Raw genomic sequence first — 17,348 nt, 5'->3', positions numbered from 1 at the left:
CAATCCCCGCACATGCTCAAGCGTGAGAGGCGGCGTCGATATGACCTCACGGTGGCGTACCAAATCCGTCGAGCAGTCCATTGCTGACACCGACGAGCCGTCGACCCGATTACGCAAAGACCTGACCTGGTGGGATCTCACCGTATTCGGTGTGTCGGTGGTGATCGGTGCCGGCATCTTCACCATCACGGCATCGACGGCGGGCGACCTCACCGGGCCGGCGATTTCGATCTCATTCGTCATCGCCGCAATCTCCTGTGGCTTGGCTGCGTTGTGCTATGCCGAGTTCGCCTCGACTCTCCCCGTCGCCGGCAGCGCATACACGTTTTCCTATGCCACCTTCGGTGAGTTCATCGCCTGGGTAATCGGCTGGGACCTCATCCTGGAGTTCGCGGTCGCCGCGGCAGTGGTTGCCAAAGGTTGGTCGAGCTACCTCGGAACGGTATTCGGCTTCGGTGGAGGCACACTGACTGTCGGTGGGTTCGAAGTGGACTGGGGGGCGCTGCTGATCGTCGCGGTGGTGACGCTGCTGCTCGCGCGAGGCACCAAACTGTCGGCCACAGTGAGCCTGGTGATCACCGTCATCAAGGTGTCGGTGGTGTTGCTGGTGGTCATTGTCGGCGCGTTTTACATCAAGCCGCAGAACTACTCGCCGTTCATTCCGCCTGGCGAGGCAGGTACGGGCGGCAGCGGTGCCGACCAGTCGCTGTTCTCGTTGATCAGCGGCGCCACGGGCAGTCACTACGGCTGGTACGGCGTGCTGGCCGGCGCGTCCATCGTGTTCTTCGCCTTCATCGGGTTCGACATCGTCGCCACCACCGCGGAAGAGACCAAAAACCCGCAACGCGACGTGCCGCGCGGCATCCTCGGCTCGCTGGCCATCGTCACGGTGCTCTACGTCGCGGTGACGGTAGTGCTCTCCGGGATGGTGTCCTACCGCGAGCTGCGGAGCTCCGACGGTCATTCGGCGAACCTCGCGACGGCATTCGCGCAGAACGGCGTGCACTGGGCGGCCAAGGTCATCTCCGTCGGCGCGCTCGCGGGTCTGACCACTGTGGTGATCGTGCTGATGCTCGGGCAGACGCGGGTCCTGTTCGCGATGTCCCGTGACGGTCTGATGCCGCGCCGGCTCGCCAGAACCAGTAGCCAGGGCACTCCGGTGCGCATCACGGTGATCGTCGGTGTGCTGGTCGCCATCGCCGCGTCGGTGTTCCCGATGGGCAAGCTGGAGGAGATGGTGAACATCGGCACACTGTTCGCCTTCATCCTGGTCTCGGCCGGGGTGATCATGTTGCGGCGAACCCGCCCGGACCTGCCGCGAGGATTCCGTACGCCCTTGGTCCCAGTGCTGCCCATCGCCGCGATCGCGGCGTGCGGATGGCTGATGCTCAACCTGACCGGACTGACCTGGATCCGGTTCTTGATCTGGATGGCGATCGGCCTCGTGGTGTACACGATCTACGGCCGCAAACATTCGGTTCTGGGCCAACGGGAAGCCGCCGGCAAGCAATAACCGCGGCGGGGCGCGACGACGTCCCCGATGACTGGAGCTGCCCGGGCCAGCACGCCGGGAACTGCAGGAAGGCCGATTGCGGCGACGAGAGGGATTAGAGTCGCGCGTGTGAGTCGGCCCCGGGACAAGCAGCGCATCCCCTATGCGGAGGCGTCGCGGGTACTGCTGCGTGATTCGATCCTCGACGGCATGCGCGGCCTGCTGCTGACCCGTGACTGGTCGGCCATCACGCTGTCGCATGTGGCGCAGGCCGCGGGGATCAGCCGGCAGACCATCTACAACGAGTTCGGATCGCGGCAGGGCCTGGCCGAGGGGTATGCGATGCGGCTCGCCGACCGCCTGGTCGACGCGGTGGACCAAGCGATCAACCACAACGTCGGCCAGGTATACGAGGCATTCCTGGAAGGCTTCCGGACATTCTTCGCCGACTCGTCCGCGGACCCGCTCGTGATCTCGTTGCTCACCGGGGCGTCCAAACCCGACCTGCTGCAGATCATCACCACCGGCAGCGGACCCATCATCAGCCGGTGCTCGGACCGGCTGACCGGGATCTTCCAGAACAGCTGGATGAAGGCGAGTGATGAGGACGCCGGGGTGCTTGCGCGCGCGATCGTGCGATTGGCGATGAGTTATGTCTCCATGCCACCGGAGGCTGATCACGATGTAGCCGGTGACCTGGCCCGACTCATGACGCCGTTCGCCGAGCGCTACGGTGTGATAGATACTGTCTAGCTGTCAGTGCGCCGCCGCTGTCGAACACGTGAGCGCCTGTCCCGCGAGCCCGCAGGCTAGAGGTATCTGCATGTGGCGTCGCCGTCGGGCACACCCGTGCGCTGGCAAGCAATCACGACTGAAAGAGGGCTCTACATGACTGAGTTGAAGGCTGATAGCCGGGGCGGGATCGATTTCAAGGTCGCCGACCTGTCGTTGGCCGAGTTCGGCCGCAAGGAGATTCGCCTGGCCGAACACGAAATGCCCGGCCTGATGGCGCTGCGCCGCGAGTACGCCGACGTGGCGCCGCTCAAGGGTGCGCGTATCTCCGGCTCGCTGCACATGACCGTGCAGACCGCTGTGCTGATCGAGACCTTGGTTGCCCTCGGTGCTGAAGTTCGATGGGCGTCGTGCAACATCTTCTCGACCCAGGACCACGCGGCCGCAGCCGTGGTCATCGGCCCGCACGGCACCGAGGACGCGCCCAAGGGTGTGCCGGTGTTCGCCTGGAAGGGCGAGACGCTCGAGGAGTACTGGTGGGCCGCTGAGCAGATGCTCACCTGGCCGACCGCCGGGAGCGCAGCGAGCGGGGTCAATGTGGATGGCGAACCCGCAAATATGATCCTCGATGACGGTGGTGACGCCACCATGATGGTGCTGCGCGGTGCGCAGTACGAGAAGGCCGGCGTGGTCCCGCCCGCCGAGGATGACGACCCTGCGGAGTGGAAGATCTTCCTGTCGGTCCTGCGCAAGACCTTCGAGACCGACCCGACCAAGTGGAGCAAGATCGCCGACTCGGTCAAGGGTGTCACCGAAGAGACCACGACGGGTGTGCTGCGGCTGTACCAGTTCGAGGCCGCCGGTGAGCTGCCGTTCCCGGCGATCAACGTCAACGACTCGGTCACCAAGAGCAAGTTCGACAACAAGTACGGCACCCGGCACTCGCTGATCGACGGCATCAACCGCGGCACCGATGTGCTGATCGGCGGCAAGAAGGTGCTGATCTGCGGCTACGGCGACGTGGGCAAGGGCTGTGCCGAGTCGCTCGCGGGCCAGGGTGCCCGTGTTTCGGTCACCGAGATCGACCCGATCAACGCACTGCAGGCGCTCATGGACGGCTTCGACGTCGTCACGGTCGAGCAGGGCATCTCCCAAGCCGACATCGTCGTCACCGCGACCGGCAACAAGGACATCATCACTCTCGACCACATGAAGTCGATGAAGGATCAGGCCATCCTCGGCAACATCGGCCACTTCGACAACGAGATCGACATGGCCGCCTTGGAAAAGTCCGGCGCTCGTCGTTTGAACATCAAACCGCAGGTCGACCAGTGGACCTTCGATGACGGCAAGTCGATCATCGTGCTTTCGGAAGGTCGCCTGCTGAACCTGGGCAACGCGACCGGCCACCCGTCGTTCGTGATGAGCAACAGCTTCTCCAACCAGGTGATCGCCCAGATCGAGCTGTGGACCAAGAACGACGAGTACGACAACGCCGTGTACCGGCTGGCCAAGCATCTCGACGAGAAGGTGGCCCGCATCCACGTGGACGCTTTGGGCGGCACTCTCACTCGCCTCACCAAGGAGCAGGCCGAGTACATCAACGTCGACGTCGAAGGCCCCTACAAGCCGGAGCACTACCGCTACTGAGTCACTGACGTAGCGCGAGCAGACGTGAAAGTCCCCGAAACCTCGGTGTTTCGGGGACTTTCACGTCTGCTCGCCAAGCCTGGCGGCGATACGCTCGCTTGGTGTCCCACGCGATCCGCGCCGTCATCGTCGTCCTGGTCTGCACCGCCCTGGTCCTGACCGGCTGCACGAGCGGGCCGGATGCGGATGCGCAGCGTCCGTTCCCCGCGGCAACCGGCCGGGGACCGTGCCAGGTGACGACCCAGCACGACGTTCCGGCCACCATGCGCGACGGCACCGTGTTGCGCGCCGACGTCTACCGTCCGCGGACCTCCGATGCGGTACCGGTGATCCTGATGCGCACCCAGTACGGCAAGTCCGCGGCGCAGACGGACGTGGACCGCTTCCAGCCGCCCGACTGGTTCGCATCGCATTGCTATTTGGTTGTGGTGCAGGATATTCGGGGGCAGGGCAACTCGGGTGGCGTGTTCAGTGAGTTCACCCACGACATGGACGATGGTTACGACTCGGTGGAGTGGGCGGCTGGGCTGCCGGGTTCGAACGGCAAGGTCGGTATGTACGGGTCGTCCTACGTCGGCGCCACCCAATGGCTGGCGGCGGTGACCACACCTCCACACCTGGCGACCATCGTGCCCGTGAACACCGCCTCGGACTACTACGACGGATGGAACTACGAGGGTGGGGAGTTCCGACTGGGTTTCGTGCTGCCGTGGGCGATCCAGGACATCGCGACCACCGCCGCGATCAACCGCGATGACCGGCAGGCCGTGGCCGAACTGAACGCTGCCAGTGCCGATCCGACCCGATGGCTGAATTTCCGTCCGTTCAAAGACCTTCCGCCGATGCAGCCCGACAACCCCGTGGTCGCGCCCTGGTATTTCGATTGGATCCGGCACAGCGCCCGCGACGACTTCTGGCGCCGCTTCAGCATCAGGGACCGTTACCCGGCGGTGAAAGTCCCCGTGCTGAATGTCGAGGGCTGGTACGACGCCTTCCTGGCCGGTGGGATCGAGAATTTCACCGGGATGACGACCCATGGCGGCAGCGATCTGGCCCGCACCAACCAGCGGCTGGTCATCGGACCGTGGGATCACGTCGGCTGGGGCAGACCCGACTCGGTGGCCGCACCGATGCTCAAGGACATCGGGTCGGTGGGGAACAGCCCCATCAACGAACTCCAGCTGGCCTGGTTCGACCATTTTCTGAAGGGTCAGAACAACGACGTGGCCGGTTCACCGCGCGTCGACTACTTCCTGATGGGCGCCAACGTCTGGAAGACCGCACCGAATTGGCCTCTGCCACAGACACACTGGATGAATTGGTATTTGTCAGGATCAGGGGGGCTCGCCGAGCGCGAGGGTCAACTCACCGTCCGGCCGCCGGCAGCGCAGCCGCCCGACACCTATCTCTACGATCCGGCGTTCCCGGCGCCCAGCCTCGGCGGGCACTCCTGCTGCGGCGCGCTGAACGGCCCGCAAGGGCCCTATGATCAGATCCCGGTCGAGCAGCGCTCCGACGTGTTGGTGTACAGCTCGGCGCCGCTGACCAAGGACACCGAGGTCACCGGTCCGGTGACGGTCACACTGTGGGCCCAGTCCAGCGCCGTCGACACCGACTTCACCGCCAAGCTCATCGTCGTCAAACCTGACGGGCAGGCGGTCAACCTCAACAACGGCATCCTGCGGACATCGTTCCGGGACTCGCTGTCGAACCCCACGCCGACCACACCGGGCCGGCCGTACCAGTACCGAATCCAGGTCTGGCCCACCAGCTATCTGTTCCGGGCCGGCGACCGGATCCGGTTGGAGATCTCCAGCAGCGATTACCCGCAGTTCGCACCCAACCCCAACACCGGGGCGCCGTTCGGGCAGGACGCCAGGACCCAGCAGGCCACCCAGACCATCCTGCACGACCCGGCCCACCCCTCCTCGGTCACGCTGCCGGTCATCGGCTGAGACCCGGGCGGCCACCCGCGGGGAACGATCGGCGGCTTCTGCGCGACTATAAGGGGGTGAACTGCGAGGTGGCGCGCGAGGCGCTGTCGGCCCGGCTCGACGGTGAGCGCGAGCCCGTGCCGTCGGCCCGCGTCGACGAGCACCTGCGTGAGTGCGCCGAGTGCCGCGCCTGGCGCGACGCCGTCACCGAGCAGGCGCTCGATCTACGCCGACTGGCCGAACGCCGGCCCACGCTCACCGCGCTCGACCACTCCGTCGAGGAGACTCGGCGGCCGTGGCTGGGCTGGCGGCGCGCGGCCTTGCTCGGTGTCGGCGTGGTGCAGATCGCGCTCGCGGCCGTGCAGGGCCTCGGTCTGAGCGTCGGGCTGGCCCACGGCCACGGCATGGGTGGCGGGCACCTGCTCAACGAGTCGACGGCGTGGTCGGCCGCACTCGGCGCGGTGATGATCGGTGCGGCGCTGCGGCCGGTCGCTGCCGCGGGCCTGGCCGGGGTGCTGGGTGTGTTCGCCGCGGTCCTGACGGTGTATGTCGCGGTCGACGCGACGATGGGCGCGGTCACGCCGGTGCGGATGCTCACCCACCTACCGGTACTGCTCGGTGCGATTCTCGCGGTCCTGGTGTGGCGCGATGCGTCCACGTCGGGGCCCGAACCCGGCCAACACGCGGCCGAAACAGATATAACCTTGCCGCACAACGCATCCCGCGGTCGTCGGCGCGGGCATCTATGGCCGACTGACGGCTCGGCCGCCTAGAGCATCACCCCGAACATCACCGCCATCCCCGCGGCCATCATGGCCTGGCACACGATACCGATATGGCGGCGAGCCGGATCAGCCTGCCGCTCAGCGAAATAGCGGTACAACCACCACGCTGCGGCGATGGCGAACACCACCGTGCACAGCCAGTTCAGGGCATCGATCCAGCCGGGATAGCCCGGTCCTGACGACGCCCCCGCGCCGGCGGGCATGTCCATGCCGGGCATGTCCATCGCCATCGTCGAGGCCTGCGTGTCGTGCTGCCCCGAAGTCGTCTGCCCGGGCAGCAGGCCGCCGTTCATCACGGCGTACATCCACGTCATCGCCAGCATCATGAACGCGTGGTACCCGGCGACCGCGCGGCTTCGAGTCGTCGTGAACGCGACGGCCAGGAACCACACCGTGGCCAACCCGAAGAACACCATCGGGCCCGTGGTGGGTAGCGCCGCACCGCGCGGCCATGCCATCACCGCCATGGCCACTGCCATGACAAGGTGCAGCAGATGCCCCACCACATGCGTCCAGGCCCGGTGACCGATCACGATGGCGTATCCGCATTCCAGCGCGCTCAAGACAAAAAGCGCGGTGACGATCCAGCGCAGGAAGAGATCGCCGATCACTGCGGCACCGTCCGGGTCTGCCACCAGCTCAGCGCGGCGTCGAGTGCGATGAACGCCACCAGTGAGACCCCGAACAGCGGGGCGAAGTAACCGAATCCAGCCAGCGCGAGGGTGACCAACACGGCCTCATAAGGTCGTAGCCCGGCCAATACACCACGCCGAGGGCCGGTGGGCAGGGGTGAACCTGTTGTCCGCGTGGGCCTTCGGCGCCACCACATGCGATAGCCGAGCAGGATGACGACAATCAGCGCGACGGCCACCCCGGCGAGCAGGAGTTGGTTGACGACGCCGAACAAGATCCCCATGTGGGCCCCGACGATCCAGTCGGTCAGCTTCGCCATGAACGGCCAGTCGGCGAAATCGACGCGGGCGGTCACCGCTCCCGTATCCGGGTCGACGGCGATGGCGTCGTAGCGCGTCGGCCAGTCCCGCTTGTTCTCGGCGACCTGCCAGCCCTGGGTCGGTGCGGCCGGCGGATACATCCAGATCGGATTGCTCAGCGCGGCATCGTGCGCGGCGCGCAGCGCCGTGTCGGCGCCGCGCAACGCCTGTGATTCGTCGAATCCGGCTGCGGTCGTTGGATTTCCGTGGTGTGCGACGACCGCGGCCGGTTCGCCGCCGGGCAGCATGGTGTCCACCGATGGCGTCGACCAGGTCAGGTGGGAGCGGATCTCGCTCACGTTCGCGCCGGCGAAACGCGACCACGTCATACCCGACACCGACAGCAGCGCCAGCGCCGCGATGATCCAGACGCCCAGCGCCCCATGCCAAGACAGCAGTCTGCGGCGGCCGGTCACGCCGGTGTCGGGGGAGGCGATCCGCCGGAGTTTCCCGGTGCTGATTCGATGCCCGATCCACAGCAGCAGACCGGCGCCGGCGATCACCCACAGCCAGCTGGCCGCCAGCTCACTGTAGTTGCGCCCGACCGCCCCGAGATGAAGGTTGCGGTGCAGCTCGTCGAACCAGGCACGCAGCGGCAGCCACTGCCCATAGGTTGTCAACGCGCCGCGGACGTCGCCGGTGTAGGGATCGACGAACACCGTGCGGGCATAGTCGGGTGGCACGTCGGCGACGTTGAGGGTGACCCAGGTGGTCTCGTCGGGCGCAGCAGGCGGCCGGATGCTGGCAACGGTGCCTTCGGGATGTGCCCGACGCACTGCGGCGATCTGGTCCGACAACGGGATCCGGTGATCGCCGACGTGCTCGACGGTGAGTTCGTGACGGTTCACGAATGTGTCGAGCTGCGGGATCAGCGCGTACAGCAGCCCGGTGAATGCCGCGATCAGGATGAACGGGGCGACGAAAACTCCGGCGTAGAAATGCAGGCGCATCAGGAGCGGGCGGAATCTGACCCATGCCGAGGCGGGCAACGGCCTGGGCCTGGCGTTCGGGACAACGGGTATACCGTCGCGGTCGACGGGATCTTCCAGCGGGGTGTGGCTCACGTTGGTCGCGACTTTCCTAGGTGTAGCGGGCACGGGTGATCGACGGTGGTTCGTGTGCATTGGTCGGTCGGGGCGGGCGAATAGTTCCCACGGCCGGCAATATCTACGACAGACGGTCGTAGACTGGTTGATGAATACTTGTCTCCGACGGAGGGCGTCACCCCGGTGCAGTCAAGCCAGAAGGGCCCGCGGGCGAAGAGTGCCGCGGCGTTGGCGATCGCGGCCGCGCTGGCCGGCCTGGTCGTCTACGGCCTGACCGGCCGTGCCGGTGTCTATGCGGCCACCGGTGATTCCTATCCGGGTGCGCTGACCGCTGCGGCGCTACCGATCGGACAGTTCATCGCCACGCTGTGTAGCGCTGCGTGCTTCGGTGGCCTGCTCTACGTCGTCACCACCGCCCGGCCCGACCTCGCCGGGGTGATCGACGAGCAGGCGTTCCGCGTGCACCTGCTGATCGAGCGGGCCGCCGCGGCCTGGGCGGTGACGGCGCTGATCATGGTCGCGGTGTCCGCAGCGAGCGCCGCGGGCGTCGACGTCACGCAGCTTGTGCTGCGCGGCAGCCTGCTCCCCGCGATCGTGGCGTCGGAGACATCACGAGCGTGGATCGTGGTTGCCGCTGCGGCATTCCTCGTGGCAGTCACGGTGCGATTCTCGGTCAAGTGGATCACCCACGTGGTGCTGCTGGTGCCTGCCGTCGTCGCCGTGGTGGCGGTGACGGTCAGTGGCAACGCGGGCCAAGGGCCCGACCATGACTATGCGACGAGCACAGCGATCGTCTTCGCCGTCGCATTGGCTGCGCTGGCCGGTTTCAAGGTGGCGGCCGTTACCGGCCCGCCCGCTCCCGAGCTGGCGCGCCGCGTGTCGCTCCTCGAAACCCTCAGCGGTGCCATCGCGCTCGGTTACGGCGCGATCCTGCTGGCCTTGCTCGCCGGATCCGGCCTGCTGCACACCGGCTACGGTCGGGTCGGACTCGTCGCCGGTACCCTTCTGCTCGCCGTGTGGCTGGGCGACGTCGGCACCGTGTGGCGTCGCGACAAATCTCCCTACCGCGGCAAGGCCGGGATCGACGTGGTGGCCCTGATCGCCGTGCTTGCCCTGCTCGCCGTGATGGCCACCCAACCCGCGCCGCGCCTGCTGGCGCATCGCTTCACCGCCTGGGACGTCTTCCTGGGGTACCAGCTACCCGATCCGCCGAGCGTGCTGACGCTGCTGACCGTGTGGCGGTTCGACACCTTCATCGGCGCCGGCGCCGTCGTCCTGGCCGGGTTGTACCTCGCCGGATACCTGCGGCTGCGCCGGCGCGGTGACAGTTGGGCGGCTGGACGGCTCGTGGCGTGGTTGGCCGGGTGTGCCCTGCTGGTCTTCACCACCAGCTCCGGGGTGCGAGCGTACGGATCGGCGATGTTCAGCGTGCACATGGCCGAACACATGATCCTGAACATGTTCATCCCCGTGCTCCTCGTCCTGGGCGGCCCGGTGACCCTGGCGCTGCGTGCGTTGCCCGCCGCCGGTGACAGTCGGCCGCCGGGACCCCGGGAATGGCTGCTGTGGCTGGTGCACTCGAAAGTCACGGCGTCCCTATCGAACCCGGTGAGCGCGTTCATCCTGTTCGTCGCGTCGCTGTACATCGTGTACTTCACGCCGATCTTCAACACCCTGGCGCGGTATCACTGGGGCCACGAGTTGATGAGCCTGCACTTCCTACTCGTCGGGTATCTCTTCTACTGGGGCATCATCGGTATCGACCCGGGGCCGCGGAGGCTGCCGTTCCTGGGTCGCCTCGGACTGCTGTTCGCGGTGATGCCGTTCCACGCCTTCTTCGGCATCGCGACCATGACGATGACCTCGGTGATGGGCGGACCGTTCTACCGCAGCGTGGCGTTGCCGTGGCTGGCCAGCCTCGAGGACGACCAGCACCTCGGAGGCGCAATCGCCTGGGGCTCAAGCGAACTGCCGGTTATCATGGTCGTCATCGCGCTGGTGGCCCAGTGGGCGCGTCAAGATCGCCGCGCCGCGTCGCGATCCGACCGCCACGCCGACTCCTCCTATGCCGACGACGAACTCGACGCCTACAACGCGATGCTCAGGGAACTGTCCCGCGACCGGCGCTGAACGCGGGTGATGCGCGCGCTTCACGGTGCCGGCGCCCGCGCGGGAGTCGGGCAATCCGCGCGCTCGGAGTCTCGTGATGTCCCTCCTCGAACGGCCATGGGCAGTCCAACGGATGGCGGTGCCTGACAGGCAATGAGTCGTCGTGACTCGGCCGCGAGTTCATCGGCGGACTCCGTGACAAAGGTCGCGGGAACTCGACCCGCCTCCGCGACGACCAATCGTCATGGCCTTCGGGTTGTGGTGGCGCGTTGCGCTCACCGTGGTGTTCGCGGCGGCCGCGCTGCTCTATGCGGTTGCGGTGCGTGCTGCTGCTGGTCGGGACCGAAGGAGTGTCTGGGTCGTGCACGGGGTGGGTGCCGCATTGATGATCGGGATGGTGTGGCCGATCGGTATGGCCGTTCCCGATCTGGCTTATCTGCTCCTGTTCACTGCCGGTGCGCTGTACGTCGTATTCATGGGGCTGTTCCGGTCTGCGGTCGCGCACTGGCCGCATCACGCCCTGATGATGGCTGCGATGGCGGCGATGTTGATCACCATGGCACCGGCCGGGACCGCCGTCGTCGGCACCACAATGCCCGCGCACGGACACGCGATGGTCATGGCAGCGGCACCGTCTGCGCCGGCGGTGACACCGCTGTGGCTGCAGGTGTCGACCGCGACGCTGGCCGGATTGTTGTTTCTCAGCTCCGCGTATTGGCTCTATGAGCTCATCCGCGGGCCTCAGCGCCCGTATCCCGACGTCCTGATGGCCGCGGGCATGGCAACGTATTTCGCCCTCTGTATCTGATCTCCACCCGTACAACGAAAGGACAGTTGATGAAAAATTTTCTTCGAGTTGCTTTTTCCGCTGCCGCGGTAGCCGTGGCAGCGGTCGGATTCGCGGCGCCGGCGCTGGCACATGTCAAGGTGTCGGGCACCGACGCCGACCAGGGCGGCTACGGTGTGCTGACATTTCGCGTACCCACCGAGTCCGATACCGCCGCAACCACAGACCTAGTGGTGACGTTTCCCGACGATCAGCCCGTCCTGTCGGTGTCGACCCAGCCGAAGCCCGGTTGGACTGCTCACGTGGTGAAGAAGAAGCTGGCCACACCGCAGAAGGATGACGACGGCAACGACATCACCGACTATGTGTCGACGGTGGAATGGAAGGCGGACACCCCGCAGGCGGCGATCCCGCCCAACGAGTTCGACATGTTCAGCGTCTCCGCGGGGCCGCTACCCAAGGCGGAGACGTTGTCGCTGCCGGCCGTGCAGACCTACAGCGACGGCAAGGTCGTGAGCTGGAACGAGAAGGCGGCACCGGGCCAACCCGAACCTGAGCATCCGGCGCCGGTTCTGAAGCTGGCATCCGGTGATAGCGAAGGGGCACAGACACAGGCACCCGCACCGCAGGTGGCGGAATCGGCGGCCGCCGGCGCTCCGGCGTGGCAGGGGGTGACGGCGCTGGTGTTGGCGATCATTGCGGTGCTGTTCGGCGTCGTCAACCTGGCGTTGCTACGCCGCAGGAGCTGATGCGCAGCGCGTCGTCGGCCGGCGCTGTGCTGGGGATGCTGGTGGTGGCCCTGCTGACACTGGCTCCGGTGGCACACGCCCACGCCGTGCTGGTGGCCAGCGACCCGGTCGACGGGGCGAGGCTGTCGTCGGCCCCAGCAGCCGTGGAATTGACCTTCGACGAACCGGTCAGGCTGATCCCCGGTGCGGTGCAGGTGATCTCGGCTTCCGGAGCGCGAGTCAGCGTCGCTGCGTTGCTCCACCGCGGTGGGACTGTGGTCGAGTTGCCGTTGAATCCCGGCTTGCCCCAGGGCAGCTACACCGCGATGTGGCGGGTGATATCAGCGGACACACATGAGGTGTCGGGCTCGGTCAGCTTCGGTGTCGGTCAGGATCCGTTGGCGGCCGAACCGTCGGTGATCAGAGATCCGCTGGCACGCGCCGCGGCAGCTGCCCGTGGTGTCGTCTATGTCGGCTTGGTCCTGGGCATCGGTGTGACGGCGGTGTGCTGGTTGTTCTGGGGGTGGGCATGGTCGCGCAGTCCGACCCGGATTCTGGTACGCGCCGGCTGGGCGCTCATAGTGGCGGGGACGGCAGCTCAGTTCGTGTTCGCCGGGGCGCAGTCACAGGGTCTGGGGTGGTCGGGCGTCGCCGACGCCGCGGGTGCCTCCCAGGTTGTGCTGAGCCCCATAGGGGTGGTGCTGGGTCTCCGTCTTGTGCTCGCCCTGGTGCTCGCCGCAACGACGTGGCGATCGGGGGCGAATCACCGGCGTGCGATATCAGTGGTCGCTGCGGTATTCGCGGTCGGCCTCGTGGCAACCGTTGCAGTAGATGGACACGCGGGTGTAGGCGCAGACGCGGGCCTTGCCACGGCGGTGACCACTGTGCATCTGGTCGCGATGTCGGTGTGGCTCGGCGGGTTGCTGGTGCTGGTGTTGGTCGTGCTGCCGGCGGGCCGCACCGATCGTCTCGGCGCCTGGTCGCAGACAGCCTTCGGGTGTGTGGCGGTCCTGGTGCTCACCGGCGAATACCAGGCGTGGCGACAGATACTTCCGATCGAGTCGTTGTGGTCGACAGGGTATGGGATCACGTTGTTGGCCAAGCTTGCCGCGGTTTCGGTCATGCTGGGATTCGCTTATCTGGGCAGGCGCCGACTCACCGCGGCGCGGCTGCGGCGCACGGTTCCGATCGAGGCCGCCGTCGGCGGCATCGTGATCATCATCACTACCGTGCTTGTTGCGCAGCCACCCGCCAGAACGGTCTATGGTCCGCCTATCACCTTGAGCGCACCGCTCGACAACGGTCGCAGCGTGGCCATCCGCCTGTCGACGACGCGCCGCGGTCCGCTCGTCATCGATCTGACCGTGAACCAGCCACCGGGCTCTGCGCCGCCGGCCCAGACCGTCTCGGCGTCGTTGTCATCGGTCGACGCGGGTATTGCGTCACTGCCAGTCCGGTGGGAATCACCGTCCGCGGATCGCTGGCACAGCACGTTCGCCACGGCCCCGAGGCCGGGTATGTGGACCCTGTACCTCACGGTCGGATTCAACGCGACCGATGCGGTGGCCACCACGGCCCGGTTCCGAGTGTGGTGAGCTCGTGGTCCGAGATCGGCATGTCCGGCGGAACCAGGGCAGTCGTCGAAGCGACAAGTTACGTGGGCGCTGCCGGAGCGTCCGGTGAAGGAGAATCAGGTGGTTGGCCGAAACGGCACCCTCATGAACACCTTGCGGGAGATCGAAAGCAGTGTCCTGGAACGGGTTTGGCTCGGATCGAGGCGACTGGTCGTAGGCGCCGCACTGGCCGCCACGCTGGCCGGAGCGTCGCTGATGTGGTGGTGCGGCAGACCGGTGCCCGGGTCAAGCGGCGTGCCTGCGGTGAGTGCCGCGATGTTCGTGGTGGCCTCGGCGACGTCGGCGATCTTGCTTGTCCGCCGTCGCTACCGGTGGTGCTGTGCGGCGCTGTACTGCAGCGGCCTGGCTACGGTCATCGGCATCGGTGCGTTCTGGTGGCTGCGCACGGGGCGTCACAGTGCCGGTCTGGGCTGGTTGGTGCTGGCCGATGTGGTCGCGATGGCGCTGGCATTGTGCTGGGCGACGGTTGTCGTCACACCGATCGAACAATCGCAGCCCGATATGAGGAGGAGACCCTCCTCATATCGGTGACTGAGTCCGGTGCGGTTTTGGTGGATCGGAACCCGGATCACTGCCGCGGCGCGTGCCGAAGTTGCGCAGCCGCAAGCTGTTCGACACGACGAAGAACGACGAGAACGCCATCGCCGCACCCGCGATCAGCGGGTTGAGCAGGCCGGCCGCGGCGATCGGGATGGCGGCCACGTTGTAACCGAACGCCCACACCATGTTGACCCTGATCGTGCGCATGGTGGCGGCGGCCAGATCCAGCGCGAGCGGGACGACGTCGAGATTGTCGCGGACCAGGATGATGTCGGCAGCTCCGATCGCGACGTCGGTACCGCGGCCGATCGCCATGCCGAGATCGGCGCAGGCCAGGGCCGGCCCGTCGTTGATGCCGTCGCCGACCATGGCGACGACGCGACCCCGGTCACGCAATTGCTCGATGACATCGACCTTGCCCTCGGGCAGCACGTCGGCGATCACCTCGTCTATGCCCACCCGCGCGGCGACCGCTGCGGCCGAGGCCGCGTTGTCCCCGGTCAGCAGGACCGTGCGCAGTCCTCGCTGGTGCAGTGCGGCGACGGCGTCTGCGGCCGAGTCCTTGACGGCGTCGGACACCGCGATGACCCCACACGGATCGCCGTCGACCTCAACGAAAACAACAGTGTCACCGCGGGATTCACCGTTGCGACGCCCCGCGGTCAGGGTCGGTGAATCGCACTGCGGGGCGATCCACGACGGTTTGCCCACCCGCACGGCCCGGCCGGCCACGCTGCCGCTGACACCGCGGCCGGCAACCGCGCGGAAATCCTCCACGGGCTCACCGCGGCCACCGGCGGTGGCGATGGCCAGCCCCACGGCGTGTTCGGATGCCGATTCCACGGTCGCGGCCAGGGCCAGCACATCCTCCGGACTCCACCCCGGCACCGCGGCCACCGTGTTGACGCTCAACCGGCCTGTCGTCAGGGTGCCCGTCTTGTCGAAGACCACGGTGTCCACGGCGCGGGTGGCCTCCAGCGACTGGTGGCCCTTGAGGAAGATGCCGAGCTGGGCGCCGCGGCCGGACGCGACCATCATGGCCGTCGGCGTGGCCAGGCCGAGCGCACACGGGCATGCGATGACCAGCACCGCGAGCGCCGCCGAGAAGGCACGGTCTCCGCCACTGCCGGCGAGCAGCCACGCAGTGGCCGTCAGCGCAGACAATACGAACACTGTGGGCACGAACACCGACGCGACACGATCGGCGAGGCGTTGCGCGTTGGCCTTCTGCGTCTGGGCCTCCTCGACGAGGCGAACCATGCCGGCGAACCTGGTATCGGCCCCGACCGCCGCGGCCTCGACGATCAGTCGGCCGTCGAGCACCACGGTGCCGCCGATGACGTTGGAACCCGGATCGGCCCACACCGGTTTGGCCTCGCCGGTCATGGCACTCATGTCGACGGCCGCGGAACCCTCGATCACCAGACCGTCGGCGGCGATGGTCTGCCCCGGGCGCACCACGAAGCGCTGCTGCTCTTTGAGTTCGTCGGCCGGGATGAGCATCTCCGAGCCGTCGGTGTGCAGCACCGTGACGTCTCTGGCGGACAGCGCCGCGAGCGCCCGCAGCGCCCCGCCCGCCTTCGACTTGGCGCGGGCCTCGAAGTACCGGCCGGCCAGTACGAACACGGTGACCCCGGCGGCCACCTCGAAGTAGATGGCATCGCTGCCCAGCAGCGCCTGCCAGATGCCGCGCCGGTCGGTGCTGTGGTGGGTGCTGAACAGCGTGTAGAGCGACCAGATGGTGGCCGCGGTGATGCCGACCGAGATGAGCGTTTCCATCGAGGCGCTGCGGTGGCGGGCATTGCGCAGTGCCACGCGGTGGAACGGCCACGCCGCCCAGGTCACTACCGGCAGTGCCAGCGCGGTGAGCACCCAGGCCCAGCCGGTGAAGCGCGTGCTCGGTACGACGGCGAACATCACCGACAGGTCGGCCAGCGGCACGAACAGTACCGCCGCGACGGCCAACCGGATAAGCAGATGACGCGCGTGATCGGCGTCGGGATCGGCGTCGTCGGCGGCGCCGGCCTGCCGGGGTGCGGCCTCATACCCGGTCCGCTGCACGACTGCGCAGAGTTCCTGCGCGCCGGTCTGCTCATCGGTGTCGATGGTCGCGACTCGGGTGGCGAAGTTGACCGAGGCCCGCACCCCGGGGACCTTGTTCAGCGCCTTTTCCACCCGGTTGGCGCACGCAGCGCAGGACATGCCGGTGACGTCCAGTTGGACGCGCTGGGCGCTCACCGTATCGTCGCGCACCGGCGTCGAACTCGACATCGTGTTGCTTCCTCCTTGCCCAAGGCCTATGCGCCTAATGGTCGGTGTAACGCGCCGGAAAGTTCCCGGGCGCGATGACCTAGGCTGACTAGCCGTGGCGACAGGTGACGACGACCAAATTACCCACCTCGCCAAATCCGCGGGCCGGGGCGACCAGGCCGCACTGTCGCAGTTCATTGAGGCCACCCAACGCGACGTCTGGCGCACGGTGGCCTACCTCGCCGACCCGGGCAGTGCCGACGACCTGACCCAGGAGACATTCCTGCGGGCGATCCGCTCGCTGCCGCGGTTCACCGGCCGGTCCAGTGCTCGCACCTGGCTGCTGTCGATCGCCCGGCGGGTGGTGGTGGACCAGATCCGCTACAACACCAGCCGGCCGCGCACCGTGCATGTGGTTGATCTCGACGATGTCACGGGGGCGGCTGGGCGCGGTACCCAGATCGAGAACATGGTCGAGATTCGGATGCTGCTGGCCGGCCTGGATGCCGACCGGCGCGAAGCGTTGCTCCTGACCCAGGTGATCGGCATGTCCTACACCGAAGCCGCCGAGGTGTGCGGGTGTCCGGTCGGCACCATCCGGTCCCGGGTGGCGCGCGCCCGCGACGATCTGATGCGCGCCGCGAACGCCGACGACCGCGCCGGCTAGTT

The 17,348-nt window shown here is 67.1% G+C and carries 14 protein-coding genes; 11 read left to right on the top strand and 3 right to left on the bottom strand.

Annotated elements, in window-relative coordinates:
• Positions 1–40 precede the first annotated feature (40 nt).
• From H276_RS0110960 to H276_RS0110940, 5 genes are all read left to right on the top strand, one after another.
• Positions 41–1,513 carry an amino acid permease gene (locus tag H276_RS0110960; protein WP_019971354.1) on the top strand — a complete coding sequence of 491 codons (1,473 nt, stop codon included), beginning with the start codon at positions 41–43 and terminating at the stop codon, positions 1,511–1,513.
• A 189-nt stretch (positions 1,514–1,702) separates the two neighbouring features.
• Positions 1,703–2,245 carry a TetR family transcriptional regulator gene (locus H276_RS0110955; protein ID WP_369758468.1) on the top strand — a complete coding sequence of 181 codons (543 nt, stop codon included), beginning with the start codon at positions 1,703–1,705 and terminating at the stop codon, positions 2,243–2,245.
• Positions 2,246–2,380: 135 nt separating this feature from the next.
• Positions 2,381–3,874, top strand: coding sequence for an adenosylhomocysteinase (ahcY, locus tag H276_RS0110950; protein ID WP_019971352.1), 1,494 nt, complete (start codon positions 2,381–2,383; stop codon positions 3,872–3,874).
• Between the two features lie 98 nt (positions 3,875–3,972).
• Positions 3,973–5,829, top strand: coding sequence for a CocE/NonD family hydrolase (locus H276_RS0110945; RefSeq protein WP_051111417.1), 1,857 nt, complete (start codon positions 3,973–3,975; stop codon positions 5,827–5,829).
• A 56-nt stretch (positions 5,830–5,885) separates the two neighbouring features.
• Positions 5,886–6,581 (top strand): zf-HC2 domain-containing protein, encoded by a 696-nt coding sequence (locus H276_RS0110940; protein WP_019971350.1) that lies wholly within the window; start codon positions 5,886–5,888, stop codon positions 6,579–6,581.
• Here the strand turns inward: H276_RS0110940 and H276_RS0110935 are convergent.
• Entirely contained in the window at positions 6,578–7,204 is a 627-nt protein-coding gene (locus H276_RS0110935; RefSeq protein ID WP_026356842.1) for a DUF5134 domain-containing protein, read from the bottom strand. The genes H276_RS0110940 and H276_RS0110935 overlap by 4 nt on opposite strands.
• Complete coding sequence (locus tag H276_RS0110930; RefSeq protein WP_026356841.1) at positions 7,201–8,682, bottom strand: PepSY domain-containing protein; 1,482 nt, start codon at positions 8,680–8,682, stop codon at positions 7,201–7,203. Before H276_RS0110930 ends, H276_RS0110935 begins: the two co-directional genes overlap by 4 nt.
• Before the next feature lie 132 nt (positions 8,683–8,814).
• Here H276_RS0110930 and H276_RS0110925 point away from each other — a divergent pair, with 132 nt between their 5' ends.
• The 5 genes from H276_RS0110925 (at position 8,815) to H276_RS0110905 (ending at position 14,420) form a co-directional block, all read left to right on the top strand.
• On the top strand, positions 8,815–10,761 hold the full coding sequence (locus H276_RS0110925) for a cytochrome c oxidase assembly protein (RefSeq protein WP_019971347.1): 1,947 nt from the start codon (positions 8,815–8,817) through the stop codon (positions 10,759–10,761).
• A 223-nt stretch (positions 10,762–10,984) separates the two neighbouring features.
• Positions 10,985–11,548, top strand: a complete 564-nt coding sequence (locus tag H276_RS0110920) for a DUF5134 domain-containing protein (RefSeq protein ID WP_019971346.1) — start codon at positions 10,985–10,987, stop codon at positions 11,546–11,548.
• Positions 11,549–11,577: 29 nt separating this feature from the next.
• The gene (locus tag H276_RS0110915; protein ID WP_026356840.1) at positions 11,578–12,276 is read left to right on the top strand and encodes a YcnI family protein; all 699 of its coding nucleotides are present in this window, start codon (positions 11,578–11,580) and stop codon (positions 12,274–12,276) included.
• Positions 12,276–13,850: a copper resistance CopC/CopD family protein gene (locus tag H276_RS0110910; RefSeq protein WP_019971344.1), complete on the top strand. Its 1,575-nt coding sequence runs from the start codon at positions 12,276–12,278 to the stop codon at positions 13,848–13,850. The genes H276_RS0110915 and H276_RS0110910 overlap by 1 nt, the downstream gene beginning before the upstream one ends.
• 99 nt (positions 13,851–13,949) lie before the next feature.
• Positions 13,950–14,420: a hypothetical protein gene (locus H276_RS0110905; protein WP_155943045.1), complete on the top strand. Its 471-nt coding sequence runs from the start codon at positions 13,950–13,952 to the stop codon at positions 14,418–14,420.
• Here H276_RS0110905 and H276_RS22850 read toward each other — a convergent pair.
• Positions 14,409–16,700, bottom strand: a complete 2,292-nt coding sequence (locus H276_RS22850; protein ID WP_051111416.1) for a cation-translocating P-type ATPase — start codon at positions 16,698–16,700, stop codon at positions 14,409–14,411. The two genes, H276_RS0110905 and H276_RS22850, sit on opposite strands and share 12 nt — an antisense overlap.
• Before the next feature lie 94 nt (positions 16,701–16,794).
• On the opposite strand from H276_RS22850, the gene sigC reads away from it, so the two are divergent.
• Positions 16,795–17,346 carry an RNA polymerase sigma factor SigC gene (gene sigC, locus H276_RS0110895; protein WP_019971341.1) on the top strand — a complete coding sequence of 184 codons (552 nt, stop codon included), beginning with the start codon at positions 16,795–16,797 and terminating at the stop codon, positions 17,344–17,346.
• Positions 17,347–17,348 lie beyond the last annotated feature (2 nt).

Source organism: Mycobacterium sp. 141, from assembly GCF_000382405.1.
Taxonomy (GTDB): Bacteria; Actinomycetota; Actinomycetes; order Mycobacteriales; family Mycobacteriaceae; genus Mycobacterium.
This window is presented reverse-complemented; position numbering and strand designations above follow the sequence as displayed.

Coding starts and splice junctions, on each gene's coding strand:
- H276_RS0110960 (WP_019971354.1), top strand. CDS start 41: ATGACCTCACGGTGGCGTACCAAATCCGTCGAGCAGTCCATTGCTGAC.
- H276_RS0110955 (WP_369758468.1), top strand. CDS start 1,703: ATGCGCGGCCTGCTGCTGACCCGTGACTGGTCGGCCATCACGCTGTCG.
- ahcY (WP_019971352.1), top strand. CDS start 2,381: ATGACTGAGTTGAAGGCTGATAGCCGGGGCGGGATCGATTTCAAGGTC.
- H276_RS0110920 (WP_019971346.1), top strand. CDS start 10,985: ATGGCCTTCGGGTTGTGGTGGCGCGTTGCGCTCACCGTGGTGTTCGCG.
- H276_RS0110915 (WP_026356840.1), top strand. CDS start 11,578: ATGAAAAATTTTCTTCGAGTTGCTTTTTCCGCTGCCGCGGTAGCCGTG.
- H276_RS0110910 (WP_019971344.1), top strand. CDS start 12,276: ATGCGCAGCGCGTCGTCGGCCGGCGCTGTGCTGGGGATGCTGGTGGTG.
- H276_RS22850 (WP_051111416.1), bottom strand. CDS start 16,700: ATGTCGAGTTCGACGCCGGTGCGCGACGATACGGTGAGCGCCCAGCGC.